The 25,780-nt window shown below is 71.4% G+C and carries 25 protein-coding genes; 8 read left to right on the top strand and 17 right to left on the bottom strand.

Features of this window, described 5'->3' with window-relative positions; genetic code table 11:
* Window positions 1-39: 39 nt before the first annotated feature.
* The 12 genes from Scani_RS00600 to Scani_RS00545 form a co-directional block, all read right to left on the bottom strand.
* Window positions 40-1,260 carry an MFS transporter gene (locus Scani_RS00600; protein ID WP_246295388.1) on the bottom strand — a complete coding sequence of 407 codons (1,221 nt, stop codon included), beginning with the start codon at window positions 1,258-1,260 and terminating at the stop codon, window positions 40-42.
* A 61-nt stretch (window positions 1,261-1,321) separates the two neighbouring features.
* The gene (locus Scani_RS00595; RefSeq protein ID WP_159468914.1) at window positions 1,322-2,587 is read right to left on the bottom strand and encodes a cation:proton antiporter; all 1,266 of its coding nucleotides are present in this window, start codon (window positions 2,585-2,587) and stop codon (window positions 1,322-1,324) included.
* A gap of 138 nt (window positions 2,588-2,725) precedes the next feature.
* Entirely contained in the window at window positions 2,726-3,499 is a 774-nt protein-coding gene (locus tag Scani_RS00590; protein ID WP_159468913.1) for a HalD/BesD family halogenase, read from the bottom strand.
* An 89-nt stretch (window positions 3,500-3,588) separates the two neighbouring features.
* The gene (locus Scani_RS00585) at window positions 3,589-4,842 is read right to left on the bottom strand and encodes an ATP-grasp domain-containing protein (RefSeq protein ID WP_159468912.1); all 1,254 of its coding nucleotides are present in this window, start codon (window positions 4,840-4,842) and stop codon (window positions 3,589-3,591) included.
* A 49-nt stretch (window positions 4,843-4,891) separates the two neighbouring features.
* Entirely contained in the window at window positions 4,892-5,908 is a 1,017-nt protein-coding gene (locus Scani_RS00580) for an isopenicillin N synthase family dioxygenase (protein WP_159468911.1), read from the bottom strand.
* 70 nt (window positions 5,909-5,978) lie between these two features.
* Complete coding sequence (folE, locus tag Scani_RS00575; protein ID WP_308686544.1) at window positions 5,979-6,578, bottom strand: GTP cyclohydrolase I; 600 nt, start codon at window positions 6,576-6,578, stop codon at window positions 5,979-5,981.
* Window positions 6,579-6,580: 2 nt separating this feature from the next.
* Window positions 6,581-7,210 (bottom strand): 7-carboxy-7-deazaguanine synthase QueE, encoded by a 630-nt coding sequence (locus tag Scani_RS00570; RefSeq protein ID WP_246295385.1) that lies wholly within the window; start codon window positions 7,208-7,210, stop codon window positions 6,581-6,583.
* Between the two features lie 148 nt (window positions 7,211-7,358).
* Entirely contained in the window at window positions 7,359-7,724 is a 366-nt protein-coding gene (locus tag Scani_RS00565; RefSeq protein ID WP_159468910.1) for a 6-pyruvoyl trahydropterin synthase family protein, read from the bottom strand.
* Window positions 7,721-8,401: a 7-cyano-7-deazaguanine synthase gene (locus Scani_RS00560; RefSeq protein ID WP_159468909.1), complete on the bottom strand. Its 681-nt coding sequence runs from the start codon at window positions 8,399-8,401 to the stop codon at window positions 7,721-7,723. Before Scani_RS00560 ends, Scani_RS00565 begins: the two co-directional genes overlap by 4 nt.
* Before the next feature lie 45 nt (window positions 8,402-8,446).
* Window positions 8,447-9,709: an ATP-grasp domain-containing protein gene (locus tag Scani_RS00555; protein ID WP_246295381.1), complete on the bottom strand. Its 1,263-nt coding sequence runs from the start codon at window positions 9,707-9,709 to the stop codon at window positions 8,447-8,449.
* A 90-nt stretch (window positions 9,710-9,799) separates the two neighbouring features.
* Window positions 9,800-11,029 (bottom strand): ATP-grasp domain-containing protein, encoded by a 1,230-nt coding sequence (locus tag Scani_RS00550; RefSeq protein WP_159468908.1) that lies wholly within the window; start codon window positions 11,027-11,029, stop codon window positions 9,800-9,802.
* 344 nt (window positions 11,030-11,373) lie between these two features.
* Complete coding sequence (locus Scani_RS00545; protein ID WP_159468907.1) at window positions 11,374-12,243, bottom strand: MmyB family transcriptional regulator; 870 nt, start codon at window positions 12,241-12,243, stop codon at window positions 11,374-11,376.
* 633 nt (window positions 12,244-12,876) lie between these two features.
* On the opposite strand from Scani_RS00545, the gene Scani_RS00540 reads away from it, so the two are divergent.
* Complete coding sequence (locus Scani_RS00540; protein ID WP_159468906.1) at window positions 12,877-14,205, top strand: Rieske 2Fe-2S domain-containing protein; 1,329 nt, start codon at window positions 12,877-12,879, stop codon at window positions 14,203-14,205.
* A gap of 406 nt (window positions 14,206-14,611) precedes the next feature.
* Here the strand turns inward: Scani_RS00540 and Scani_RS00535 are convergent, their stop codons facing one another.
* Entirely contained in the window at window positions 14,612-15,373 is a 762-nt protein-coding gene (locus Scani_RS00535) for an aminoacyl-tRNA hydrolase (protein WP_159468905.1), read from the bottom strand.
* 231 nt (window positions 15,374-15,604) lie between these two features.
* Between Scani_RS00535 and Scani_RS00530 the strand changes: the two genes are divergently transcribed.
* From Scani_RS00530 to Scani_RS00520, 3 genes are all read left to right on the top strand, one after another.
* Window positions 15,605-16,609, top strand: a complete 1,005-nt coding sequence (locus tag Scani_RS00530; protein ID WP_159468904.1) for an ATP-binding cassette domain-containing protein — start codon at window positions 15,605-15,607, stop codon at window positions 16,607-16,609.
* Window positions 16,606-17,271 carry an ABC transporter gene (locus Scani_RS00525; protein WP_159468903.1) on the top strand — a complete coding sequence of 222 codons (666 nt, stop codon included), beginning with the start codon at window positions 16,606-16,608 and terminating at the stop codon, window positions 17,269-17,271. Before Scani_RS00530 ends, Scani_RS00525 begins: the two co-directional genes overlap by 4 nt.
* Before the next feature lie 166 nt (window positions 17,272-17,437).
* Window positions 17,438-17,641, top strand: coding sequence for a hypothetical protein (locus tag Scani_RS00520; RefSeq protein WP_159468901.1), 204 nt, complete (start codon window positions 17,438-17,440; stop codon window positions 17,639-17,641).
* A gap of 50 nt (window positions 17,642-17,691) precedes the next feature.
* Here Scani_RS00520 and Scani_RS00515 read toward each other — a convergent pair whose 3' ends face one another.
* Entirely contained in the window at window positions 17,692-19,068 is a 1,377-nt protein-coding gene (locus tag Scani_RS00515) for an alkaline phosphatase PhoX (protein WP_159468899.1), read from the bottom strand.
* 105 nt (window positions 19,069-19,173) lie between these two features.
* The gene (gene zapE / locus Scani_RS00510; RefSeq protein ID WP_371872286.1) at window positions 19,174-20,295 is read right to left on the bottom strand and encodes a cell division protein ZapE; all 1,122 of its coding nucleotides are present in this window, start codon (window positions 20,293-20,295) and stop codon (window positions 19,174-19,176) included.
* Between the two features lie 67 nt (window positions 20,296-20,362).
* Between zapE and Scani_RS00505 the strand changes: the two genes are divergently transcribed.
* Complete coding sequence (locus Scani_RS00505) at window positions 20,363-21,187, top strand: pyrimidine reductase family protein (protein WP_159468897.1); 825 nt, start codon at window positions 20,363-20,365, stop codon at window positions 21,185-21,187.
* Between the two features lie 157 nt (window positions 21,188-21,344).
* A complete protein-coding gene (locus Scani_RS00500; protein ID WP_159469335.1) occupies window positions 21,345-21,824 on the top strand; it encodes an indole-3-glycerol phosphate synthase in 480 nt (159 codons plus the stop codon).
* A gap of 58 nt (window positions 21,825-21,882) precedes the next feature.
* Here Scani_RS00500 and Scani_RS00495 read toward each other — a convergent pair whose 3' ends face one another.
* Both Scani_RS00495 and Scani_RS00490 read right to left on the bottom strand, forming a co-directional pair.
* Window positions 21,883-22,569 (bottom strand): ABC transporter ATP-binding protein, encoded by a 687-nt coding sequence (locus Scani_RS00495; protein WP_159468895.1) that lies wholly within the window; start codon window positions 22,567-22,569, stop codon window positions 21,883-21,885.
* On the bottom strand, window positions 22,566-23,690 hold the full coding sequence (locus Scani_RS00490; RefSeq protein WP_159468893.1) for an FtsX-like permease family protein: 1,125 nt from the start codon (window positions 23,688-23,690) through the stop codon (window positions 22,566-22,568). Before Scani_RS00490 ends, Scani_RS00495 begins: the two co-directional genes overlap by 4 nt.
* 185 nt (window positions 23,691-23,875) lie before the next feature.
* On the opposite strand from Scani_RS00490, the gene Scani_RS00485 reads away from it, so the two are divergent.
* Both Scani_RS00485 and Scani_RS00480 read left to right on the top strand, forming a co-directional pair.
* Complete coding sequence (locus tag Scani_RS00485; RefSeq protein WP_174872582.1) at window positions 23,876-25,117, top strand: sensor histidine kinase; 1,242 nt, start codon at window positions 23,876-23,878, stop codon at window positions 25,115-25,117.
* On the top strand, window positions 25,114-25,755 hold the full coding sequence (locus Scani_RS00480; RefSeq protein ID WP_159468891.1) for a response regulator: 642 nt from the start codon (window positions 25,114-25,116) through the stop codon (window positions 25,753-25,755). The genes Scani_RS00485 and Scani_RS00480 overlap by 4 nt, the downstream gene beginning before the upstream one ends.
* Window positions 25,756-25,780: the final 25 nt, after the last annotated feature.

The following is a 25,780-nucleotide window of genomic DNA, read 5'->3' as shown; positions in this document are numbered from 1 at the left end:
CGGGCGGCGGGGACCCGCGAGGGAAGGGCCTCGCCGCCGTCAGCCCTGCTCGGCCGACGGCGAGCGCGCCGACCAGCCTGCCACCGCGCTCAGCAGGACCACCACCGGCACCAGCATGAGCGCCGTCCGGCTGCCCTCGGTGACGGCGAGGTGCGCGAAGACCGCGGCGCCCACGGCACCGCCCGCCATGTCGAGGCTGGTGAGCCAGGACATCGTCTCGGTGACCTCGCCTTCCTTCGCGAGGTCGCTTCCCACCGTCCGCAGCGTGCCGAACACGGAGCCGAGGACCAGTCCGGCCACCGGGCAGAGCACGAGGACCGCCAGGGGGGAGAACTGGGCGGCGAGGGCGAGGGTGCCGCCTCCCGCCGCGAAGACGCAGAGCAGCACGGAGAGCTTGGGGCCGTGGGCCAGGAGACGGGGCGCGGCACCCAGGACGAGGCTGCCCAGCACGCTGCCGATGGACAGGGCGGCCAGGTAGGCGCCGGTGTACACCGCCGCGTCGTACTCCTTGGCGTAGATCGGCAGCAGCACGTCGGTGGCGGTCACCGCCAGGACGAAGAGCCCGTCCGCGATCAGCAGGCGCCGCAGCGGCGCGGAGGTCAGCGGGCCCAGCCAGTGACGCCGTACGGCCGGCCGCGGTGAGGCCGGGGTGTCGAGCAGCAGGAACACCACGACGGCGGTCATCACCGCGATGACGATCAAGGGGACGACCCCGGAGAACGACAGACTGAGCCAGCTGGCCAGCACGGGGCCGGTGATCAGCGCCGTGCCCATCATGGCCGAGTCGAGGGCCATCGCGGTGGTGAGCATGTCGTGCTCGGCGGCGTGGTGCCAGACGGTCCGCATCAGGACGGCGGTCGGCGGCGAGGCGGCCCCCAGGGCCGCGGACGTCACCAGGACCGCGGGGGCGGGGCCGTGGTCGGATGCCGCCAGGATCAGCAGCACGGTCGCCGCGGTGTAGGCCGCGAGGCAGCCGAGTAACACCACGCGGGGGGAGTGCCGGTCGATGAGCCGGCCGCGCAGCGGGGCGGTCACGCCCTGGCCTATCGCGAGGCAGGCCACCGCCAGGCCTGCCGTCCCGTAGGAGTACGTTCGGCCGACCAGAAGCAGCAGGCTCAGCTCGACCATGCTGGTCGGCAGCTTCGACGCCATGCCGACCGCGACGATCCGCCAGAACCCGGGCACCTTTTTCAGTTCCCGGTAGCTGTGCAGCGGACCGCGCGGCGCGGCCTCGGGCACCACTTCGGGTTCGGCAGTCATCGTCTGGACTCCTTGCTCCGTGCTTCGGACCGCAACGGACGCCGTCGAGGGGGGAGTTACGCTACTGCGCCCGCGCGGGGCCGGGCTCCGCGGGGAGCGCGGCGGGCGCGGCCGACACGTCCGGTCCGGAGCGGTCGGCAGGAGGCAGCAGCCGCTTCAGGATCGGTCCGGTGCACATCGTGGTGAGCACGGCCATGGCCACCAGCAGCGTGTACATGGAGTCGTCGAGGAGCCCCATCTCGTGGCCCGCGGTCAGCACGATCAGCTCGGTCAGTCCGCGCGTGTTCATCAGGGCGCCGATGGCCGCGGACTCCCGCGGGCTCATCCCGGAGAGCCGGGCGGCGCCGGCCGCGGCGAGGAACTTGGTGGCTGTCGCGGCGACCAACAGCACCGACAGGTCCAGGAGTTGGGACGGCCCCAGGCTGGAGAGATCCACCTTCCAGCCGGCCACGACGAAGTAGATCGGCATGAAGAGCCTGCTGCCCAGTGAGCCGAGTCCCTGCCGGAGCCGGACGTCGACCTTCTCGGGCAGCCCGCGCTTGGCGTGCGCCCGCACGACCCCGAAGACGAAGGCGCCGAAGATGAAGTGCAGCCCCATCCACTCGGTGGCGGCGCTGGACGCGAGCACGCCCACGAAGGAGACGATGATGTCGAGTTCGCTGCTCGTCCTGCGCATCACCCGGCGGAGCAGCGGACGTATGACGGTGATCATCAAGATCACGTACGGGACGAACCAGATCAGGCGCCAGGGCGCGCCGCTGCCGCACAGGAGCATGACCACGCCGAGCAGGACCCACGCGAAGATGTCGCAGAGCGCGGCGCTCGCCACCGCCAACTGGCCGAGCGGCGTACGGGAGATGCCGCGGTCCTCGATGATCCGGGCCAGTACGGGGAACGCGGTCACCGACAGCGCGATGCCCATGAACAGGACGTGGTCGAGCTTGCTCGCCGAGGCCTGGCCGGGCCCCCACCACAGGCCGAGGCCCGCGCCCGCCGCGAACGGGACGACCATCGCGCAGGCCGCGATGGAGAGCGAGGTGCGCCGGACCGAGCGTTTGGCGGACCAGTCGAACTCCATGCCGAGCGCGAACATGAACAGGATGAGGCCGATGTCGGCGAGGGCGCCGAGCTCGGACCGCACTTCCAGGGGGAAGACCGTCTCCGTGAACGACCCGTGCAGCAGGGTGGGCCCGAGGAGGATGCCGGCCACGATCTCACCGATGACGGCGGGCTGGCCGCACCGACGGGCCACGGTGCCACCGACCCAGGCCATGACGGCGATCAGCGCGACGTCGAGGAAGAAGGCTGCGATCTGGCTACTGGTCACGTCAGTCAGGTTCCGTCCGGAGGGATCAACGACGGGGACCGGGCACGCGCATCGGGTATGCGTGCCCGGCCCCTCGGGAACGGCGCCGGGTCCACGGCGGCCTCACCCTTGCTTCGGGTCGAAGGTCGGCAACGGGCCCTACTTCACCGCCTGGGCGGCCTTCGCCTCCGGGTTCTCCCACCAGCGGTCGTTGCCGATCAGCGGCTTGTCGAGGTCACGCTCGCCCGCCCAGGTCATGTTGAGGATGGTGCGAGCCGCGCCGTCCTCGGTCAGCGGGACGGTCCGGTGCAGCGTGGTGTCGGTGCGCTGGAGGTAGAGGTCTCCGGAGACGAGTCCGTGCGTGTCGATCTGACGCTCGCAGAGGGTCTCGTTGATGCGGGGGTTGCTCTTGTCCCAGTGCGTGTGCGGCACGGCCTGGAGCATGCCGCCGCAGGAGATGGGCGGCATCCGCAGGGCCCAGATGAGGGCGAAGCTGTAGTCGCCCCAGTGCCACCCGTGGGTGTCCGCCTTGAACTCCTGGTGGGTGATCAGGTAGCGCTCGTCCGTGGAGACCTGAGGAATGATGGGCTCACGGGCGATGCGGCCGAGGAAGCCGAGGAACGACTCCGATGTGGCGATGGTGCGGATGAGCTCGCTCTGCTCGATGTCCTCGCTCTTGACCACGCTCATCTTGCGCGGGGTGTTCCCCGTGGTGCGCAGCAGCAGGTCGCGGCGCTCCTTGTGTGCGTCGATCAGCCGGTCGGCCTCCGCCTGGACGGCGGTCATGATCTCCGCGGGGACGAGGCGGGCGCTCTCGTCGAACTTCACCACGCCCTTGTGGAAGAACCGGTCCGCCAGCTGCTCGACGCGTTCAGGGGTGTAGTTCTCCGCGAGGAACTTGCCGATTGTCTCGTCGATCTTGCGCACGTCCATGCTGAGTTCTTCTTCCTCTGCTGATGGGATGGGATGGGATCGCCTGCGGACGGGATCGGGAGAACCGTCCGGGAACGGGGCGGTCACCGTCAGTCGGCCGGCTGATCCGGCGTGATCTCCAGGTCGACCATGGCCCTGATCGCCGCGAGCACGCGCACCACCGACTCCTGGTCGGGGCCCGAGACCCAGGCGCCCAGCGGGATGGACAGGGTGTCCCGGGTGGGCGGCACGTGATCGCCCGGTTCGTAGGAGACCAGGACCTTGTCGACACCCGGGTGGTTCCTGACCTCTTCGAGGCCGTGCATGGCCACGAGGGTGCCGGGTCCGACCTCGTTGTGGATGGCGATCGCGCCGAACATGGCGCGGCTGTTGATGGGCTTGTCCATGAGGGCGGGACGCCGTCCCAGGTAGCACTCCAGGGTGTCGTGGAACGGACGCACGTCCGTGAACTCCGACCACTGGTCGGTGGCCGGGCCGCCGGGGAGCCGGGCCCCCACCTCCATCAGGAAGACGCCGTCCGCGTTGACCTTCACCTCGGTGTGGCTCGGGCCACGGCGCACTCCGAACGCGGTGAGCACCTGGCAGACGTACTCCTCGATCCTGGCCCAGTCGGGATCGTCGGGCACCGCCTGGACGTTGTCCCAGAGGGGGAAGTCGTAGTCCCGGTCGTCGGGCCTGCGGTACTCCCACATGTCGATCACCCGGTGGTCGCCGTCACTGCTGAAGGCGTTGACCGCGAACTCACGGCCCCGGATGTACTCCTCGACCAGCCACGCGTCGACCGTCCAGCCGAAGTAGTTGGTCTTTTCGACGACTTGGAAGTTCTCGGCGCTCGCGGCGTCGGGCACCAGGGTGGCGCCGATGGAGCCGGCGCCGTCGCACTGCTTGACGATGACCGGGTAGCCGATGCTCTCGGCGGCCTCCCGGACCTCGGAGGGGTCGTGCACCAGGCGGTAGGCCGGGATGCGCAGGCCCTGCGCGGCCGCGTGGTCCCGCATCAGGGACTTGTCGTGCCTGGCCCGCGCCAGCTCCACGTCATTGCAGGGCAGGCTCAGTTCGTGGGCGATGACACTCGCGAGGTGCACCCCGGACTCCGAGGCGGGGACGACGGCCCTGATCTCGTAGTCGATGCCCGCGAGAGCGGTCAGGACCTCGGCGGCCTCGGTGGCGTAGAGGGAGACGTCGTCGCCCTCGGCGTGGTGAGGCCAGGTCACCTTGAGGTCCGCCGGCTCGTTGGTGAACAGCGACACGACGCTCATGTCCATGTCCCGGACCGCCTGCTTGTAGCCGACTCCGACCGTCACGGGGTCGACCAGGAGGACGGCCGGCTTGCGGTTGCTCAACTGTTTACTCCTTGGGGAGAGTGCTGCCGGAGCGGAGCCGGCCCGGGCCTCACTGGTCGGCGCCGGCCAGCAGGCCGGGGTGGTGGCGGGCGATCAGCTCCGGGAACCCCCGGGTCAGCCCCTTCATCACGTTGTCGCCGTAGCAGGCGAACAGCGGGTTGTCCGGGTCGACGACCACACCGTCCGCCTCGCTGACGTAGCGGGTCGGGAGCGGCCGCATCGACCCTTCGAGGCGGGGGCTGTAGAAGAACGGCATCGAGTACCGGTCGACACCCGGAGCGGGCCGGACGACCCGGTGGACGGTGGCCCTGAGGTAGCCGCGCGTGGCGACTTCCAGCAGTTCGCCGAGGTTCACCACGAACGCGTCCGGAACCACAGGCACGTCCACGAAGTGGTCTTCCTCCACGGCTACTTGGAGCCCGCCCACATCGTCCTGGACGAGCAGGGTGAGCAGCCCCAGGTCCTTGTGGATGCCTGCCCCCTGGTCCGCGGGGGCGATCTCGGCGGCCTCGGCGGGACCCGGATAGTGCAGCAGCTTGAAGTGGACCTGCGGATCGGGGTCCACCACCGCGTCCAGGAAGTCCACCGGCGTCTCCAGCGATTCGAGGATCAGCCGGAGCAGCCGGTGGGAGAGCCCCGTCAGCTGGTCCATCCAGTCCAGGACGGCGGGCTGCAGCTCCGGCAGGCCGGCCGGCCACTGGTTGGGGCCGGCCAACCAGCGGTACGCCGGCTCGCCGGGCCCTGGGCGGCCGCCGGGCCGCTCGGGGCCGATGTCGAGCTGCTGCCGCTGGTCGGGAACACCGCGTGTCCGTTCCCGGCCGAGCTCGGAATAGCCGCGGAAGTGCGGGGAGTTGAGGATGTCGAGCTTGCGGCGCTCCTGGTCCGGCAGCGCGAAGAACGTACGGGACAGGTCCAGCAGTTCGGCCGCGCCGGTTACGCCGTGCCCCACCAGCTGAAAGAAGCCGATGTCGTGAACGGACCGCCGCAGACGGTCCAGGAACTCGGCCCGTGCCCCGGGGCCCCGCTCGGCGTCCCGGAGGTCGATCACAGGAAACGTGTCTGGCATGAAGGTGTTCCACTCTCTTGACGCGACGACGGACTGACGTGGCGCAGCCGGCTGTCGGAGGAGCCGGGGCTCAGCGCACGAGGGAGAGCAGCTCGGACCGGGCGGAGCTGTCCTCGGCGAACACCCCGTGGAACGAGGTGGAGGTCATCAGGCCGACGGTCCTGATCCCGCGCATGGTCATGCACAGGTGCTCGCCCTGGCCGATGACGGCGACGTCCGGCGCTTCGGTGATGCTCATCACGTCGTCCGCGATGCCCGACACCAGGCGCTCCTGCACCTGCAGCCGGTGGGCGTGCTGATGGGCGATCCGGGCGAACTTCGACAGTCCGAGCAGCTGCTTGGCGGACCGGTAGGCAATGGTCAGCGAGCAGTTGAACGGCAGCAGGTGGTGTTCGCACAGCGACCACACCTTGATGTCCGACACCACCACCATCTGCCCCGAGGACGTCGTCTCGAAGAGCGTGTCGATGGTGCCGGGGTCGTAGCCGGTGAACTCGCGCCACCACCGTGCGTAGCGGGCCGGCGTGTCCCGCAGGCCCTCGCGGTCCGGGTCCTCGCCGATCTCCGTGAGGAGCTGCCGGGCAAGGTCCTCGAGTGGATCGGGCGCGGCCGCGCCGGCGGTCCCGGGACCGATGGTCAGGAGCTGGTCCTCGATCTTTTTGCTGAGCACCCTCAGACTCCCCTCTTCTGTCCCCAGACCAGGGTGTGCAGCCTGGTCGTGACATTCCAGCCACGGTCGATGACCGCCGATACCAGCGTTTGCATGTGGTCGTCCACTTCTTCCCTGCTCTGCCCCTCGGGCATGACCCAGACAGAAGCGATGCCGAATGTGTTCGTGAATTCGGCGACTTCGTCGAGGTCGGCGACCTCCCGGCAGACGAACTTGAAAGTGCTGGAAGGCAGCCCGGCCAGGGCCCGCAAGGCCTTCGGCGCGATGCGCCGTTCGGCGGGATCTCCGGCGTGCGAAAGTTTCGGAGAGACATTGAAACGTACGCCGGCGTCTATCAGGCGCTTGTCGGGCACCCTCGTACCATTGGTCTCTATCTCGATCTCAACACCGCGACGCGTCAGTTCGTCGACGAGCGACACAAGTCGTTTCTGCTGATTGAGAGGCTCTCCGCCGGAAATTACGACCAGCCCGACCGCATAGTCGAGCAGTCTCTCCACGACCTTTCCGACCGGCATCCGGTGCAGCTCTTCATTGGGGTCGAACTTGATCCCCGTATCGCTGATTCCGGTCCAGTCCCAGGTGTACGGAGTGTCGCACCACCGGCACGAGAGGTTGCAGCCGCCCAGTCGCACGAATGCGCATCGACGGCCGATCGAGCGTCCTTCGCCTTGGAAGGCGCTAGGTGGGGCCGAAGATCTCGTTGACAACAAGCTCCGGTTCCACAAGGCATCACCCCCTTTTAGCTGAATGCTGTTTCAGGTACCTTGCGCAACGAAAACGTCAGGGCCGGTACTCGGCCCATGTCTTCGGCGTCTCGGAGACGCGTACGGCCGTGAGCTCGGGATAGTCCGTGTACCACTGCTCATAAATGAAGATGGCGAGGTTCTCAGCCGACGGGTTCCCCTCCTTCACGACATCGTTGAGGTGCCGGTGATCGAGCTGCTCGTCGATCCATCCCTTGAGCCTGGCCAGATCTCCGTAGTCACGCACGAAGCCGGGGGCGGTGAGCTGGTCCCGCTGGGCGCTGAGTTCGACCTCCACCATGTAGTTGTGGCCGTGCAGACGGCCGCACTGGTGTCCCTCGGGCAGTCCGTCCAGCTGATGGCTGGCCGAGAAGGCGAACTGTTTGGTGATGCGCAGAGTCATCCTCTGTTCCTTTGATAGGCGGTCGGGTCGTCCACACCGGCCTCGGCGAAGGCCTCTTGGCGCTCCCAGCAGGCCGCGCAGCGAGCGCAGTGGACTTCTCCGCCGCGCAGGCAGGTCCATGTCTGCGTCCACGGGACGCGGAGCTCTTCGCCGAGCACGACGACGTCGCTCTTCTGCAGCCCCGCCAGCGGGGCGAGCAGGTCGAGGTCGGGATGTGCGTATCCCTTGGTCGCCAGGCGTTCCATGGCGATGAAGGAGTCGAGGAAGGCCGGGGTGCTGTCGGGGACCGACGTGGCGTCGCCGGCCATGATGCCGATCGCCACCGCCTCGGCCTTCTCCACGACGGCGATCGCGAAGGCGACGGCGAGCAGCAGCGCGTTGCGGTTCGGGACGATGTTGGGACTCTCGCCGAATCCCTCCCAGGTCTGCTCCGGTACGTCGACCGTGGGGTCGGTGAGCGAGGAGCCGCGGAACATGGCGCCGACGGCGCTCAGGTCCGCGATCCGGTGTGCCGCGCCGAGCCGCTCGGCCGCCGCCGCAGCGAAGTCGTGCTCCTTGCGGTGGCGCTGGCCGTAGTCGACTGACAGCAGGTGCACCTCATTGCCCTGCTCCTTGAGCTGATGAGCCATGGTCACGGAATCCATGCCACCGGAGACGATGGCTATGACTCTCGACACTGTGCGTTCCCCCAGCGTTTCGGTGGTGGGTGCTGTCGGGTGATCTCAGGACAGCGGAATACCCCTGGCCGTTATCGCGGCGGCCGCCTTGTCGAGCGCGGCCGCGCAGTCCTTCTCGCTCTCGGACACCGTGATGACGAGGGCGTAGCGCGAGCGGGCGTTGTCCACGGGCGGCAGCCAGAGCTCCTTGCCCGGGTCCGCAAGCGGCAGTACTTCATGGATCGAGGCGGGCAGTGCGGCCTCGTCGATCTCGATGGCCTCGAGCTTCAGGTCCCGCTCGGGGTAGAGGAACCGGACGGCGGCCGTCGACGAGCCGGTGGGCTGCGGGATCTCCGGCACCACGCCGGCGGCCAGGTCCGCCGCCACCAGGCCGATCTCCATGCCGGTCACGAGTCCGCCCAGGTAGGGGATCCGGTCGCCGCCGATCCGGGCGTTGATCTCCACGACCTTCGGTCCGCGCGCGGTCAGCCGGAGTTCGGTGTGGGTCACGGTGTCGGTGAGCCCTACCGCGGTATGGGCGTCCTGGAGGACCTTGAGCAGGTTCTCGTCGTGCAGCAGCGGGTCGTCCGCCCGGACGGTGTGGCCGACCTCTTCAAAACCGGGCGCGTAGCCGAGCTCCTTGCGCGCCACGAACAGGGCGGTGAGCTGTCCGTCGCGGCAGAGCGCCTCGACGCTGATCTCCGGGCCGTCGAGGAACTCCTCGATGAGGATGGGCGCCTCGGAGCGCGGCACCTCGTCGAACCAGATCCGGCCCGCCTCCCGGTAGGCATCCGCCAGCTCGTGCGGTCCGGCCACGAAGGTCACGCCGCAACTGGCGGAGAGGGCGCGGGGTTTGACCACCACGGGGTAGCCGATCCGCTCGGCGGCCGCCCGGGCCTGCGCCAGGTCGGCGACGGCGATGGACTCGGCCTGCGGGACTCCCGCCTCCTTGAGCGCGACGCGGCCGAGGTACTTGTCCCGGCAGGCGTTCACCGCCGCACGCGGACTGGTGCGCAGCCCCAGCGAGGTGGCCAGCTCGGCGGCGGACTCGACCCGCGTCTCCTCGTACGTCAGCACGCCCGCGAAGGTCTCGCCACTGGCTCGGGCGACGTCGGCCATCGCCGGGGCGTCCAGCGTGTCGACCACGGTGTACCCGTCGATGTACGGCTTCTCCCAGGAGGGCGGCGCGGGACACAGCAGATGCAGCCGGTACCTGGTGACGATGGCCCGCAGCACGTACTCGCGCCATTCCCGGCCCCCACTGCCCACCATGAGCAGGAGCGGCTTGCCGGGCTGCGGCTGTCCGGAGGGGGTGGTGTTCGTCGTCATCTGTGCTCGTTCCTTGGATGAGTCGTCGCAGGGCAGGACAGGAGGCGGTCCGGCGGATCTCGCGGCCGGACCGCGCCGGCACTCCTGGTGTCAGTCGTGGCCGAGGGGCTCGACTTCGACCACGAGGCGGCCGATGGCTTCCCGCGCGTTGCGCAGCGCGCTGTCCGCGTCGTCGCCGACGGCGAGCGCTTCGCCGTGCCGGTCGTCGGAGCTGCGGACCTCGGCGACCACGTCGCCCGCGGCCGCCGAGAGCGAGGCGAACCGCACTCCTTCGGACGCCCGGGCTTCCGCCTCGCCGCCGGCGGCCGTCACGCGTCCCCGCTCGGCCGTGAGGAACCAGATGGCCGCACCCCCGGCCTGCGGGTCGTGCGCCACGACCGGGGGCTTGCCGGACAGCCAGGAGAAGGTCATCTCATGGATGTCGTATCCCGTCGCGATCTTGATCAGTTCCACGATCGCGTCGCCACCGGGACGGGTGTGCGTCTCGACGAGGCGGGGGCCCCGGGCGGTGAGGATCAGTTCGGTGTGGGCCGGTCCCTCCGCCACGCCGAGGGCGGTCAGTACGGATGTCGTCTCGTCGGTGAGCTGGGTGTGCTCCGCGGCGGTGATCCGCGCAGGCACCACATGGCCGATCTCGACCCGGTGCTCGTTCGTGAACTTCTCGGTGACGGCGAGGATCTGGTGGACACCGGCCGCGCTATGCGTCTCGACGCTGAATTCCCTGCCCGTCAGGAACTCCTCGACCACCCAGGGTGCCGTGTCCTTCGGCGCGTCGTCCCCGGCGGTCTCCAGACCGGCGGCAATCTCGCGGAGTTCGGCCGGGCCAGAGATGATATGGATGTCTTTGCTCGCGCTTCCCCGGCTCGGCTTGAGGATGAGCGGGAAGCCGTTCGATGTGGCGAATCGCTCGAGATCGGACCGGTTCCGGATTTCCGCGGACGCGACCTGGCCCACCGGCATCTCGCGCAGGACTTCCCGCATGAGGGCCTTGTCGTTGACCGCGGAGACCGCACGCAACGGATTTGATTTCAGCCCGAGTTCGTCGTTGATCTGTGCGGCGGTTTGAAGGTACGCATCGCCGGCCGTGTACGCAAGGTCGAACGGAAGATGTTCACGCAGCCCCACGGCGACGCGAAAGGCAAGCTCGGGTGAGAACTCGGGGAACAGGAACGCGGCGTCCACCAGCTCGTGATGCTGCCGGCTCATATCGGATGTGGGGCCGGCGTAGATGACCTGCAGCCCGGCGTTGCGGGCCGCCTCCAGTGCCTCGGTCCGCTTCCCTCCGACAAAAAGCACGCTCTTGACCGCGGGAGTTCGCATCAGAAAGCCCTCCGTGAGGAAACACTGGCAGCGTCGAACGAGGGTTGCACCGGAGTCCTTCGTTGCAGAAGAAGGTGGCCACAGGGTCAGTTCGACGGAGGGCCATCGTGCCGGAATCGGCTGGGACGGGCGGTGCTCTGGCGAACCGCCCGGTCCGTGACCAGACGGTAACGCTCATGCCATTCACCGTAAGGGCGCCGGCGCTCCGTTATCCACCGCTGTCTTTTACCCCCAAAAGACTGCTGGTTTATTCGCCGCTTATCGGTGCGACGTCGAGGCACGGCGGGGCCCCTGATCCCGGGACTTGTGCTGCGCCGTGTCTCTTCGGGCGTCGTCCGCCGCCGTCAGGCCGGTACCTTCACCCGGCTCTGTTCCGGGGCCCGCTCCGGCGCGGGGAGGGCCGAACCCTGGTTCCTGGGCGGCATGGGGGTGGCCGAACGGGCCTTCGCAGGACGGAACATGAGGATGCACAGGCGCGCCCCGGGGGACGACAGGGGATGCGCCAAGCACATGTTGATCCAACCGGGACCGAGCCGGGCGTGCATCAGGGGGCGTTCCCCGTAGGGGTCGACGGCGGCGCCGGCTGATGTGTAGAGCCGCCCGGCGACCGGGTCGGTGAGCACGGACGCCTCGAGCCGCCGCAGCACGTCGTCCTGGGGCCGGGCGGCCAGGTCGGAGCGCAGCAGGGGCAGAATCTGCGGGGCCCAGGAGGCGGCCCAGTCGGACAGGAGGTACCGGCCGTCGAAGAGCATCCACTGCAGGGTGTTGGTGGGGCACGTACCGGGAGCGAAGATGTCCTCGAAGGGCTGGTTGTGGGCCAGGACGTTCCAGGAAGCGCTCATGAGGCAGGCCGCGTGCGAGATGCCTTTGACGGCGTCGTTCCAGGGGGTGGGCACCTCCTCCCCGGACTGCGGGGAGAGGGGGCAGGGCGGATCACCGATGCCGGCGTAACGGCACAGCGCGACCCAGTCCAACTCGGACAGATGCAGGAGGAGGGCGAGATCGTGCAGGAGGCCGACGGGAGGATTCCGGTAGTTGCCCGACTCAAGCCGTTGGTAGGTGCCCGGCCCGCGGTTGAGAAGGAGATCGATCTGATGCTGGGCGAGTCCGGCCGCGCGTCGTCCCTTGCCGCTGGGGCGACTGAGTCCGTGTGCTTCCGGTGCCACCGAAGCTCGCCGCTCCGATAACAGCGCCCGCAGTGCTTCCCCGTTCATCGTGTGCTCCCCGTGTGCTGTGGCCACCGTGGTCCTGAGTGTGCGGCGCTTCTTGGTGCCGGCCCCGGACCTGGGGTGGTGAAGTGCGGTCGTCCTGCCACCTGTCGGTTCGTGGGCACTGCTGGGCCCACGTGTTTGTGCCGATGTGGATGCCCATATGGGCATCGCCCCCGTTGTCTCCGGCTCCGTCCTGGTTGTGCGTCGTCATCATGTGCGCCAGCGATGCCAGAGTGTGATTATTTGAGGGAGATTTGAGGTCCGAGGTACTGCGGATGCGACCGATGTCGACCGTTTGACGGTCGTGGATCTTCACTCCTGACCGCCCGTAGCGCATGCGCGTCCGTCGGCACAAGGTCAATTCGTCATGCAGGTTTTGGGTGCAAAAGCTGCGGGTGGATAACGCGGTGCGGGTCGCCGCATGATGGCTGGGTCCGGGATCTCAGGCGCGGCCGTGATCGATCCGGGACGGGGCCCGGAGCCGGCCGTCCCACGGGGGGCCATCTCGACGAGCGGCATGCTCCACGGCTATGTGACAGCTGGGCGCGCCAACGTACCGGCCATGGTTCAGGAACAGTGCCCCAGGCGTCCGTGGAGCTCTCGCACGACCGCACTCTGCAAGGTGAAGGGACCAACATGCTCTCAGCCAAGAAGAACCAGATCTTGTCGGAAGTGGGATCCGGTACGCCGATGGGCGAACTGCTGCGTCGGTACTGGCATCCGATAGCTCCGGTCCTGGAACTCGGCCGGCGGAGCGTCAAGCCCGTCAAGCTGCTCGGTGAAGACCTCGTACTGTTCCGCAAGCCCGACGGAAGTCACGGCCTGATCTCTCGGCACTGTCCCCACCGGGGCACCGATCTGAGCACCGGGTGGGTCGACGGCGACATCATGCGGTGCCCCTACCACGGCTGGGCGTTCGACTCGGAAGGGCGGTGCGCCAGCCAGCCGTTCGAAGAGGCGGGCCCGTCCGGAGGGTTCCGCGACAAGGCCGGCGTCAGCGCCTACCCCACCGCGACGCTCGGCGGCCTGATCTGGGCCTATCTGGGCCCGGATCCGGCGCCGCTGCTGCCCGACTTCGAGCTCTTCAGCTGGGGGCACGGTTTCGTCGAGATCATCATGACCGAGCTCCCGTGCAACTGGTTCCAGTGCCATGAGAACGGCATGGACCCCGTCCACTTCGAGTGGCTGCACCTGAACGGGAATGCCGTACGGAGCAGCCCGGCCGATCCCGAGTACGTGCCGACGCATCTGTCCATCGACTTCCTGGAGTTCGAGCACGGTTTCGTCAACGGCAGGGTCGTGGAGACCCCCGTCGTCCCGCCCAAGGGAACGTACGCGGGCACGAACGACGTGAGCGAGGGCGGCATCCTCTGTCTCTGGCCGTACACGCTGGCCTCCGGCAACACCATCGAGTTCCGCGTCCCGGTGGACGACCGGCGCACCCTCAACATCACGTGGCAGTACTCGGTGCTGCCGGACGACGTGCCCGCGGGGAAGCAGGACCAGGACGAGATCCCGTTCTGGTACGGCCCGCTCACCGACCCGGACACCGGCGAGATCCTCACCTCGCACACCGGGAACCAGGACTTCTCCGCATGGGTGGGCCAAGGGGCCGTCGCGGACCGGACCACGGAGAGCCTGGGGCGCAGCGACAAGGGCATCACCCTGCTGCGGCGCAGGTACTTCGAGGCGATGGAACAGGTCGCGAGGGGCGAGGACCCGCCCGGCACGGTGCGCGACCCCGAGGCCAATGTGAACATCCAGCTTCCGCTCATGGGCAAGTCCCTCTACACCGAGGGGATGCCGCGCCGCGTCTTCGAGGAGAAGCTCGCCGCCCGCAAGGAAAGCGGGCTGTTCGGGATCGGGGGTTTCCTGACGGTCCAGGCAGGGCGCCCCGACCACCTGCAGAAGGAGTACGACGACATCGCCGGCGTCGCACAGATGCCGGCGGCCGATGTCGATTGACGGCAGCCGCGAGGGGGTGCCCGGCCCGTTCCAGCAGGAGCCGGGTCCCGGTGACCCGGTGCCGGGCCGCCTGCTCACCACACGGCAACCGGACGAGGGTTCCACGGACCGGACCGGACGCGGACGGCCCGCACCGTCCTCGCCCGGCCGTGCACCGCATCGTCCGGCCGTGCACCGCATCGTCCGCGGGCGGGGGCCGCGTCGCCGTCGTGCAGGGCCCTCCGGCCGGCGGAAAAGCAGGCTCCTGCACGGTTTTCCGGAGGCCCTCGACGGCCCCGGGCCTGCTGCTCAGGACGACCGTGTCATGCCAGGAGCGCGCCCTGGCCCAGGCGCGGCACACCGAACCCTGCACGGGACGAACCTCGCCGCGGCAGCCCGATCCGCAGGAGTCCACCCATAGCCGTCGTCAGCGCGGGAGAGCCCTGACGCGGTCCACCCCGTCGACTGCGAAAGTGATCCCAGGGGCGATCTCCGTAAACCCGGCATCGTGCACCATGGGCAGACCGCTGCGGGTCAGCTCCTCCCACTGCGCGCGCCCGGCGGACCGTACGGACAGCGGGAACCCGGCCGCGTGCCAGGCCGCCCGCTCCTCCTCGGACAGCTCCCACCAGGCCAGCTGCGCCGCGTGTCCGGCCTGCGCCATCTCCTTGCCCGCCGACATCTCCAGGTCGGGATTGAGCCACAGCACCGGCGCGTCCTCGGCGGGTGCCCCGGGCGGCTCGGGATCGTCCAGCTCCGTGCCCGACACCTGCAGCCGCGCCAGGTCCTTGGGCCAGCCGTCCAGCGGCACCGGCGGGAAGACCCGCACCTCGGCGCGGTGACCGCTGACCGTGATGCCCGGCAGCGCCTCGGCCCGCCGCCACTCCGCGCCGCGCGCCCGCCGCACCACCTTCCGGATCCGGGCGTCCTGCCAGTCCCGCACCGCCGCGGCCCACTCGCCGTCCCCGGCCGACCGCTCGTCCGACAACAGCACCAGCACCGCCCGCGCCGCCGTCTCCAGCGCGTCCGTACGCGCCGGTGGCTCGGCCCGCTCGATCCGCGCGACGAGCGGCAGCACGAACTGCGGCGCCGCGTCCGGGTCGGTCTCTGCGCCGGCCTCGCGGTCTGCGCGGCCCACGGGGCCCTCGGAGTCGTTGCCGGGCTGTCCGGCGGTCTCTGTGCTGGTCACCCGAACAGTCTGCCAGCCGCCACCGACAGACCCCCGCCACCGTTCGCCGCCCACCTGCCGGATCGCCCACCGGGCGGCGGGCGAGCAGGCCAACGCCGTCTGCACGGACCCCGGTTGCCGCCCGACGGGGCGGACCGCGCTCTCGGACGGGCGCCGGGTGGCCGGTCCGGCTACCGTCGGGAACGGCGGAGCGGGCGGGGCCGCCCAGGGACGGTGGAGGTGCCGGAACGCATGAGGCTCGACGGGGTAGGGCGGCGCTACGGGGTGCGCGGGCCCTGGGTGCTGCGCGAGGTGCAGCTCGACGTGCCCGCCGGTGCGCTGCTGCGCATCGAAGGGACCAACGGAAGCGGGAAATCCACCTTGCTGCGGCTGCTGGCCGGGATCGACCGGCCCACCACCGGCCGTATCACCGGCCGCCCGCGCAGCGCCTACGTGCCCGAACGCTTCCCGTCCGCGCTGCCCTTCACGGCCGTCGGCTACCTCACGCACCTCGGCCGTATCCACGGCCTGCGCGGCCCCGAACCGGCCCGCCGCGCCACCGAATGGCTCGCCCGCTTCGGGGCGGCCGGGCACGCACGCACCCCGCTGGCCGAACTGTCCAAGGGGACGAGCCAGAAGGTCGCGGTCGCCCAGGCGCTGCTCGCCGAACCCGAACTCCTGGTCCTCGACGAGGCCTGGACCGGCCTGGACCAGGGCGCCCGGGAGGTACTCGACCGGGCCGTCGCCGAGCGGGTCGCGGACGGCGGCACCGTGGTGTTCGTCGACCATGACCCGCAGCGGCTGGCGGGCGCGGCCGACGCCCGCTACCGGGTCGTGGACGGGCGGCTGCTGCCCCATGAGGAGAGCCTCCCGGGGGAGGAGCCGGCGTCCGCGCCGGGCCCCCGGGTGATCATCGAGGCCGAGGCCGCACCGGGAGCCGCCCTGTCCGGCGGGACGGAGCGCTCGTCCGCCGGAGCACCACGACTGCCCGGCGCGCCGGAGGTCGTGCCGCAGCCGGACGGCACGACCCGGCTGACGGTCCCCGCCGTCCACTCCGATGCCTTGCTGCGCGCCCTGCTCACCGCACGGCCGCCGTGGCATATCCGGTCGGTCGGCAGAGCGGGGGCGGAGGCGGGGGTGCGGAGTGGTCCTGGCACCGCCACCGATGTCGGCTCCGGATCCGGCACTGCCGACGCCCCTGCAGCCGCGCCCACACCCACACTCGCCCCCGCACCCGACGAGGCTCCCCACCCGTGATTGCTCTCCTCCGCTATCAGGCGGCGCTGCTGATCGGCTCGCACCGCTGGCTGCCGCCGGTGATCCTCTACGCCGCCTGGCTGGCCATCGGCGTACAAAGCGGCGGCCCGATCCTCGACGGGTTCGGCTACGCCGCCGGCGGTCTGCTGCCGGCCGCCGTATGGCTGACCCGGGTCTGTGTCACCAACGAGCCGCCGGCTGCCCGCAATTGCACCGCGGCGGCCGCCGGGCCGGGGCGTGCCCACCTCGCCGGTGTGCTGACCGCGGTCTGCACCACGGTGCTGCTCGCCCTCATCGGTACGGCTGTGGTCCTGCTGATCTCCGACCCGCACTCCACCGACCATCAGGTGGTGCCAGTCGCGCCCGCTGCTCTCGCCGGGCTGCTCGCTGCGCTGGCGTGCCTGCTGATGGGCACCGCGATCGGCGCGCTGAGCAACTGGCCGGTGCTGCGCAGCCCCGGCTGGAGCATCCCGGTGGGCACGCTCGCGGCGCTGCTGCTGCTCGTGCTGGGCGCGTCGCCCGCCAACGCCGCCATCTCGGACCTGGTCACCGGCTCCCTGCACGGCACGATCACCACCCCTTGGCTGCCGCTCGCCGGCACCGCCCTGATCGCGGCCGCCGCCACCGCCGTCGCCTGCGCCCTCAGCTCCCGCAGGGGGTAAGGCGCGCGCCGAACGGCGGGGGAGGGGGCGAGGGCTCGGAGCCGCACCGGATTTCTCGGTTCCGCGCCCACCGGAGCTCTCCCCCGCCCCCTCCCCCTCTCCCCCTTCGGGGGAGGGGGCGGGGGGTGGGTTCGGGGGTGGGGGGAGCAGCCGTACGCTCGACACCATGCCCGCCCCTGCCGACCACCCCGCCGCCCCCGAGCCCACCGGTACGCCCCCATACGCCGAACTCGCCCCCGCCACCCCGCCCCCCTGCGCGGACTGTCTGCAGTGCGGCCGGCCGACCGAGTACCCGGTCGACCGGCCCGGCATCGTGCTCTGCCCGGTGTGCGAATGGCAGGAGGCCCAGCGGTCCGCCTGCTCCGGCTGACCGGCGGTCCGCGGGGTCGGTGGTGCCGTGGGGTCAGGGGTCCCGCGGGGTCAGTGGTGCCAGGGCCCCGTCACCGCGAACGTGGTCCCCGGCGTATAGCAGTTGACGTACATCGTCCGGTGGTCGGGCGAGAAGGTCACCCCCGCGAACTCGCCCCACTCCGGCTTCTCCGGGGTGCCGATGTTCTGTCGGCCGCGCGCCATCGCATAGACCTCGCCGCGCCGGGTGAGGCCGAAGACGTGCTGGGCGCCCTCGCCGTCCTCACAGACCATCAGGCCGCCGCTGGGCGCGAGGCAGATGTTGTCGGGGGACTCACCGGGCAGTTGGAGGTCGCTGCCCGGGCCGAAGGCGACGACCTGGGTCAGCCGCCGCTTCTTCGGGTCGTACTTCCACACCTGGCCGTAGTGGTCGGCCGCCGAGCCGTCCTTGCGGTGCGCGAAGCTGGAGACGAAGTAGACGCAGGAGCCGCCCCAGTAGCAGCCCTCCAGCTTCTGGGCGTGGGTGATGCCGCCGGGCCCGAAGTCCTGGAAGCGGATCGGGGTCTCACGGGCGAGCGGGTCCGGCACATCCACCCAGGTGACGTGATCGAAGGTGGCACCGGGCTGCTGGACGGTGGACAGGTCGGGCACTCCGGGGACCCGCAGCGCCTGGAGACGGCCGCCCGCCCGGAGCGAACCGCGGCCGCCCATCGGCTTCTTGGGCAGAAAACGGTAGAAGAGGCCGAACGGCTTCTCGAAGGCGTCCTCGGTCTCGTAGACGGTGCCGGTGTGGGGGTCGACGGCGATCGCCTCGTGCTGGAAGCGGCCCATCGCGGTCAGCGGGACGGCGCCGGTGCGCCGCGGGTCGTACGGATCGACCTCGAAGATGAAGCCGTGGTCCTTGGTGTAGTTCTCCTCGCCGGCCCGGTGCTCGGTCTCCTCGCAGGTCAGCCAGGTGTTCCAAGGGGTGTGGCCGCCCGCGCAGTTGGTGGACGTACCGGCGATGGCGACCCGCTCGGAGCGGACGGAGTGGTCCGGGGCGAGTTCCAGGGCCGTACAGCCGCCCTCCCCACCGGGGTCGTAGGTCAGATCGCGGACCGTGGGGACGGCCTGGCGGGAGCCCGTGCGGTTCTCGTGGTTGCGGACGAGGAACGTCCCGCCGCGGTGCCCCGGAGAACCGGGGAAGGCGGACATGCCGTCGCAGTTGCTGGGGACCTTGCCCTCCCCGGAGCGCAGCGGGTCGCCTTCCCTGGAGAGGACCCGGTAGCGGAAGCCCTTGGGGAGATCGAGCAGGCCGTGCGGGTCGGGGACCAGCGGGCCGTAGCCGCGCTGTCCCATGCTCTGTGCGGTCGCGGTCCCCGTGAAGAGCTCCGTGAGGCTTCCCGAGAAGGCGATTCCCGCCCCCAGCGCTCCGGTTCTCGCCAGGATCTGACGTCGTGTCGCGGACATGGGCAACTCCCTGTTGGCGGACAGGTGACGTGACCCGCTCGTGTGTACCACGGTGCCGGGCCGCCGGGAACCAGGCGGCGGCCCGGGTGTCGCCGCGGAGACGGCCTACCGGGTGCCGTCGGCCACCAGGGGACCCGCGTCGCGCGCCAGCGCCGTCAGCCGGGAGATGGCCCGGAAGTACTTCTTGCGGTAGCCGCCGCGCAGCATCTCCTCGCTGAACAGCTCGTCGAAGGCCTTGCCGGAGGTCAGCACCGGCACCTCACGGTCGTAGAGCCGGTCCGCGAGAACGACCAGGCGCAGCGCCGTGGACTGGTCCGGCACCGCCTGGACATCGGTGAGGCAGACCGCCTCGATGCCGTCGCACATCGCGCCGTAGCGGCTGGGGTGCACCTTGGACAGGTGCTCCAGCAGGGAGGGGAAGTCGTCGAGCGAGGCGCCGGGCGTGCGGTACGCCGTGCGGGTGACGGTCTCGTCGTCGTACGGGGCGGGCGCCTCGGGCAGGCCGCGGTGGCGGTAGTCCTCGCCGTCGATCCGCAGCGGACGGAAGTGGGCGCTCAGGCCCTGGATCTCCCGCAGGAAGTCGGCAGCGGCGAACCGGCCCTCGCCGAGCTTGCCGGGCAGCGTGTTGGAGGTGGCGGCCAGCGCCACACCGGCGTCCACCAGCTTGCCGAGCAGGGTGGAGACCAGGACCGTGTCACCGGGATCGTCCAGCTCGAACTCGTCGATGCACAGCAGCTTGTGGTCGCCGAGGGTGCGCACGGTCTGCTGGAAGCCGAGCGCCCCGACGAGGTTCGTCAGCTCGACGAAGGTGCCGAAGGCCTTGCGCTCGGCCGGGGCGGGGGTGGCGTGCCACAGGGAGGCGAGCAGATGGGTCTTTCCGACGCCGTAGCCGCCGTCCAGATAGACGCCGCGCGGGCCCCGGGGAGCCGCGGGCTTCCTGGCGAACCAGCGCCGCTTGCCCGAGCCCGCCTGCCCGCCGTCGATGCTCTCCGCGAAGTCGCTCAGGACCTGGACGGCCTCGGCCTGGCTGGGCTGCTTGGGGTCCGGGATGTAGGTGTCGAAGCGCGCGCCCTGGAAGCGCGGCGGCGGCACCATCTCGGCCACCAGATGGTCGGCCGGGACGTGCGGGGCGCGAGCGGTGAGCGCGGCGGGCGCCGCGTCGTCCCCGTCGGCCGGCGGTCCGGCTATCGGGTCGGGCTGCGGGGAAGTGGACTGGGAAGGCGACACAGCCGTCCAGCCTATCTCCTGTGCGGTGGCCGCCGGTCCGGTGAGCGAGGCATGTCACACTGCCGCCATGCGACGCCTGTTCCCCCTCACCGCCCCCTTTGCACCAGTCCCCGACAGCGAGAACACCGTGGTGGAGCCGCTGGGCCCGCACGACCGCGAGTGGACGCTGGACGAGCTGGCCGATGCCTACGCGTACCCGGCGACGGACGACCCGGTGCGCTCGGGGCGCACCGGCTGGCTGCGCGCGAACATGGTGTCCTCCGTGGACGGCGCGGCCCACCACGAGGGCCGCTCGCAGCCGCTCTCCAGCGATGCCGACATGCGGATCTTCGGGGTGCTCCGGGGGCTCGCGGACGCGGTGGTGGTGGGCGCGGAGACGGTGCGGCAGGAGGGCTACCGGCCGGCCCGCGCCCGGGAGGCGTTCGCCGGCCGCCGGGCCGCGGCCGGCCAGGGACCGGCCCCCGCCATCGCCGTGGTCACCGCCGGCCTCGGGCTGGACTTCACCCTGCCGCTGTTCACCGAGCCGCTGGTCCCCACCCTGGTGCTGACCGGCGCGGGCGCGCCGCCGGACCGGGTGGCCGCGGCCCGTGCCGCGGGCGCCGAGGTGCTGTTCGCCGGTGAGGGACAGGGCGTCGACCCGGCCCGGGTGACCGGGGTGCTGGCCGGGCGCGGTCACACCCGGCTGCTGACGGAGGGCGGGCCGATGCTGCTGGGGCAGTTCGCGGCGGCCGGTGCGCTGGACGAGCTGTGTCTGTCGCTGGCTCCGGTGGTCGCCGTGGGCGATGCGCCGAGGATCATGAACGGCCCCGCCGTTCCGGTGCCGGAGCGGTTCGCCCTGGCGTCGGTACTGGAGGAGGCCGGATTCCTCTTCACTCGCTACCGTCGGTCGTGACAATCGGCGGAATTATCTGTTCCGCTTAGCTTCGGTTGGGCACACTAAAAGCCAACCGTCCCGCACGGCGACGGGGCAGGATGGTGTCCGTCGGGCTCCGTTCCGTGCGGCGCCTCCGAAGAGAAGAAGGGCGTCCGTCGTGTTCACGAGCGTATTGATGATCGAGAAGCCACTGACGCCCGCCGATGTGGAGTTTGTGACCACCCTGCACGGCGATGACCGGATCTCGTTCGTCGTGCTCATGCAGCCTCGCGGCAAGCAGGATGTTCTGCTACGGGCCATCGACGACGTCGCGCTCGGTGAGTTCGACGACGCCGTACGGGAGGGGGAGGAGCCCGGCGGCGCCCGGGCGGAGGCCCCCGCCGAGCTCGCCCTGGCCCACACGGTGGAGGCGCTGCGGGCCACCGGCGCGGAGGCCGTCGGGCAGGTGGTCGAGGACCATCCGCTGGACCTGCTGCGCTCCGTCGTCGAAGAGACGGCCGCGGACGAGGTGATCGTGCTGACCACCCCGCACTTCGTGGAGGAGTTCTTCCACCGCGACTGGGCCTCCCGCGCCCGTCACAAGGTCGGCGTCCCGGTCCTCAAGCTGTTCTCCCACGCGGCGGACGACCAGCCCCAGGGGACCGCAGGGGGCTGAGCGGCCCCTCGGCCCTGGCCCAGGGCCGGTCCGCCCGGCCCCGGTCCGGCCCGTCCGGTCACGGGCGGGCGACGGGCCGGGGGCGCAGCCGGCCGTCGCGCACCTCGGCGATCTCGTCCGCGGCCTCCAGATGCGCCGGATCATGGGTGACCAGCACCGTCGCGGTCGCGCGCTGACGGGTGAGGGTGACCAGCAGATCGAGCACCGCGGCGCCCCGCTCGTGGTCCAGGGCGCTGGTCGGCTCGTCCACCAGCAGCACCGCGGGCTCGTTCATCAGCGCCCGCGCGATGTTGATCCGCTGCCGCTGGCCGCCCGAGAGCTGATGCGGCCGCCGGTCGGCCTGCCCGTCCAGGCCGACCGCCGCCAGCAGTTCCCGGGCCCGCGCCCGCGCCGTACGGGGCGAGCGGCCGTCCAGATGGGCCATCACCTGCAGTTGTTCGGCGGCGGTCAGCGAGGGCAGAAGGTTCGGCTGCTGGAAGACCGTGCCGATGGCGGTGCGGCGCAGCGTCGTCAGCGCGGCCCGGCCCAGCCCCGCGGTGTCCGTGCCGTCGATCACCACCCGTCCGCGGTCCGGGGAGATCAGGGTGGCGGCGACCGCGAGCAGGCTGGACTTGCCGGACCCGGACGGGCCGATCACCGCGGTCAGACCTCCGGCGGGGACGGTCAGCGAGACGTCGTCCAGCGCGGTCAGCCGGGTATCGCCGTCGGGGTAGGTGAGGGTGACATCGGTCAGTTCGAGGCTCATCGGGCACTTCCCAGGGCGGTCAGCGGGTCCACGGACGTGATGCGGCGGATGGCGAGCGCGGCGCCGGCGGCACCCAGCGCGATCATGATCAGGGCGGGGACCAGCACGGTGGAGGGGGCGAGCACGAAGGGCACCGTGCCGCCCAGCGCCGCGCCCGCCGCGGCCGCCACGGCGCTGCCCAGGCCGGTCCCGGCCACCAGCAGGACCACGGCCTGGCCGAGCGCGTCCCGCAGCAGCGTGCCGGTCGAGGCACCCAGTGCCTTCAGCACGGCGACATCGCCGCCGCGCTGGATCGTCCACACCGTGAAGAACGCCCCGATGACCAGCGCGGAGATGGCGAACAGAAAGCCGCGCATCAGCTGCAGGGAGCCGTTCTCGGCGGCGAACGAGCCGATGGCCTGCAGGGCGTCGTCGGTGCCGACGGTCCGCGTGCCGAGCGCCTTGTCGGCGGTGGCCAGGCCGGCCGTACCGGAGGTGGAGAGGGCGAGCACGGTCGCTCCGGCAGCGTCGCCGGACGGGCCGCCCCCACCGGCGTCCGGTCCGCTGCGGGCGGCCCGGCCCGCGTCGCCCGCAGCCGGCCGACGCCAGTCCTCCAGCGACATCCAGACCACCGGCGTGTGGCTGTACATCGCCGTGCCCGACACCGCCGCGACCCGGACCGTGCGGCCGCTCAGGGTCAGTGTGTCCCCGGCCCGCACCCCCAGTGCGGAGGCGGCCTTCGCGGACAGCACCACCGCGCCGTCACCCACCCCGGCCGGCGCCGGCGCCGACCCCGGCCGCACCCCGAACGCCGCCACCGCGGCGGTCCGGCCGCCCGCCTGCGCCTTCGTCGTCGCGATCCCCAGCGGGTCGGCGTGCCGTACGCCCGGCACCCGCGCCCAGGCCCGTACGGTCCGCTCCGTCAGCCGCGAATCGGTGAAGGCGACGTCCCTGCCGTCGGCGGGCGCCGAGAACACCAGGTGGTCGGCGGGCAGCGCGGTGATCGCCGAGGTGTTCTCCCGGCCCAGGCCCGCCGTCAGGCCCGACAGCAGTCCCACCAGCACCGTGATCAGCACGATGACGGTGCCCATCAGGGCGAACCGTCCCTTGGCGAATCTCAGGTCCCTCCAGGCGACGAACACCGGCGATGCCCTCCTCGGGTCGGGGCGCCGGACTCCACTGCCCGGCGGCCGGACCCCACCGTCGCCTCCCGGGAGGGTCGCGGACATCGCGCCGGGGAGTGGTCCGCGCGGATCGAAAGGTGCGGTCCGCTGTCAACCCTTTGGTTGATGCCGCAGGTGGGGCGGCCACTTAGCCTGGGAGGGCCGTGACCGAAGAAACCGGGACCGCCCACTCCCTCACCCCCGTCCTGCGGGTCCTGCGCTGCTGCCTGCACCTGATGGTGGCCGCGCTGCTCGCGCTCGCCGCCGTACGCGCCCTAGCCGGGCACGCCCCGGACGCCCCGGCCGTGACCGCCACCGCGGTGGCGCTGTGCGCCGTGTACGCCCTCGGCCCCCGGCTGCCCCGTCTGCGCGGCTCGACCGGCGCCGCCGCCCTCTGGCTCGCCGCCGTGGCCCTGCTCTGGCTGGTGCTGCTCGCCCTCACCCAGGACGGCGTCTGGCTGGCCTTCCCGCTGTTCTTCGTCCAGCTGCACCTGCTGCCGCTGCGCGCGGCACTGCCCGCCGTCGCGGCCACCACCGTCGCCGCCGTTGCCGGATTCGCCCGGCACACCCACACCCTGAGCGTCGGCACGGTGCTCGGCCCCGCCCTGGGTGCCGCCGTCGCGGTCGCCGTCGTCCTCGGCTACGAGGCCCTCTACCGGGAGAGCGAACAGCGCCGCCGGCTCATCGAGGAACTCACCGCGGCCCGCAGCGAACTGGCCGCCGCGGAACACGCCGCCGGGGTGCTCGCCGAACGCGAGCGGCTGGCCCGCGAGATCCACGACACCCTCGCCCAGGGCCTGTCCAGCATCCAGCTGCTGCTGCGGGCCGCCGAGCGCGCCCTGCCGCAGTGGCCCGACACCGCCCTCGGCCATGTCCGGCAGGCCCGCACCGCCGCCGTCGGCAACCTCGCCGAGGCGCGCCGCTTCGTCCGCGCGCTCAGCCCGCCCGACCTGGCGGCCGGATCGCTGCCCGCCGCCCTGGAGCGGCTCTGCGCCACCACGGCCCGTACCTCCCCGCTCGCCGTGCACTGCCAGGTCTCCGGCGTGCCCACCGCGCTCCCCACCACGCACGAGGTCGCCCTGCTGCGCATCGCCCAGTCCGCGCTGGCCAACACCGTGCGGCACGCCGGGGCCGGCCGGGCCGAGCTGACCCTCAGCTACATGGGCACCGAGGTCGCGCTGGACGTCGTCGACGACGGCGCCGGATTTGTCCCCGACGAGGTGCCCGCCCCCGGCTCCGCGGCGGCGGACGGCACCGGCTTCGGCCTCGCCGCGATGCGCGCCCGGGCCCGCGCCCTCCAGGGCACCCTCGTCGTGGAGTCCGCCCCCGGGGAGGGCACCGCCGTCGCCGTCACCCTGCCCACCCCCGCCGCCGCGCCCGACGCCACCCCGGAGGCCGCCCCGTGACCGCGACCGGCACCCCCATCCGGCTGCTGCTCGCCGACGACCACCCCGTCGTCCGCGCCGGCCTGCGCGCCGTCCTGGAGACCGAGGACGACTTCGAGATCGTCGCCGACGTCCCCACCGCCGAGCAGGCCGTCGACCTCGCCGCGCGGCTCGCGGCCGACGTGGTCCTCATGGACCTCCAGTTCGGCGGCCGGATGCTCGGCCCCCGGGCCACCGCGGCGATCACCGCCCGCCCCGGCGCCCCGTGCGTCCTCGTCCTGACCACGTACGACACCGACGTCGACATCCTCGCCGCCATCGAGGCCGGCGCCACCGGCTACCTCCTCAAGGACGCCCCGCCGGAGGAGCTGGCCGCTGCGGTACGCACCGCCGCCGCCGGGAAGTCCGCGCTCGCCCCCACCGTCGCGCTGCGCCTCATGGACCGGATGCGCGCCCCCGCCACCGCCCTGTCCCGCCGGGAGACCGAGGTCCTCCAGCTCGTCGCCGACGGTCTGTCGAACGCGGCGATCAGCAAACAGCTCTTCCTCAGCCAGGCGACCGTCAAGTCCCATCTCGTCCACATCTACGCCAAGCTGGGCGTGGACTCCCGCACCTCCGCGGTCGCCGCCGCCACCGCACAGGGCCTGATCCGCCGCTGAACGCCGCGCGCCGGGCGGCATCCCG

The sequence above is a fragment of the Streptomyces caniferus genome, assembly GCF_009811555.1.
GTDB classification, from domain to species: Bacteria; Actinomycetota; Actinomycetes; order Streptomycetales; family Streptomycetaceae; genus Streptomyces; species Streptomyces caniferus.
Note: the sequence above shows the minus strand (reverse complement) of the source record. Positions and strands in the feature narration are given on the sequence as shown.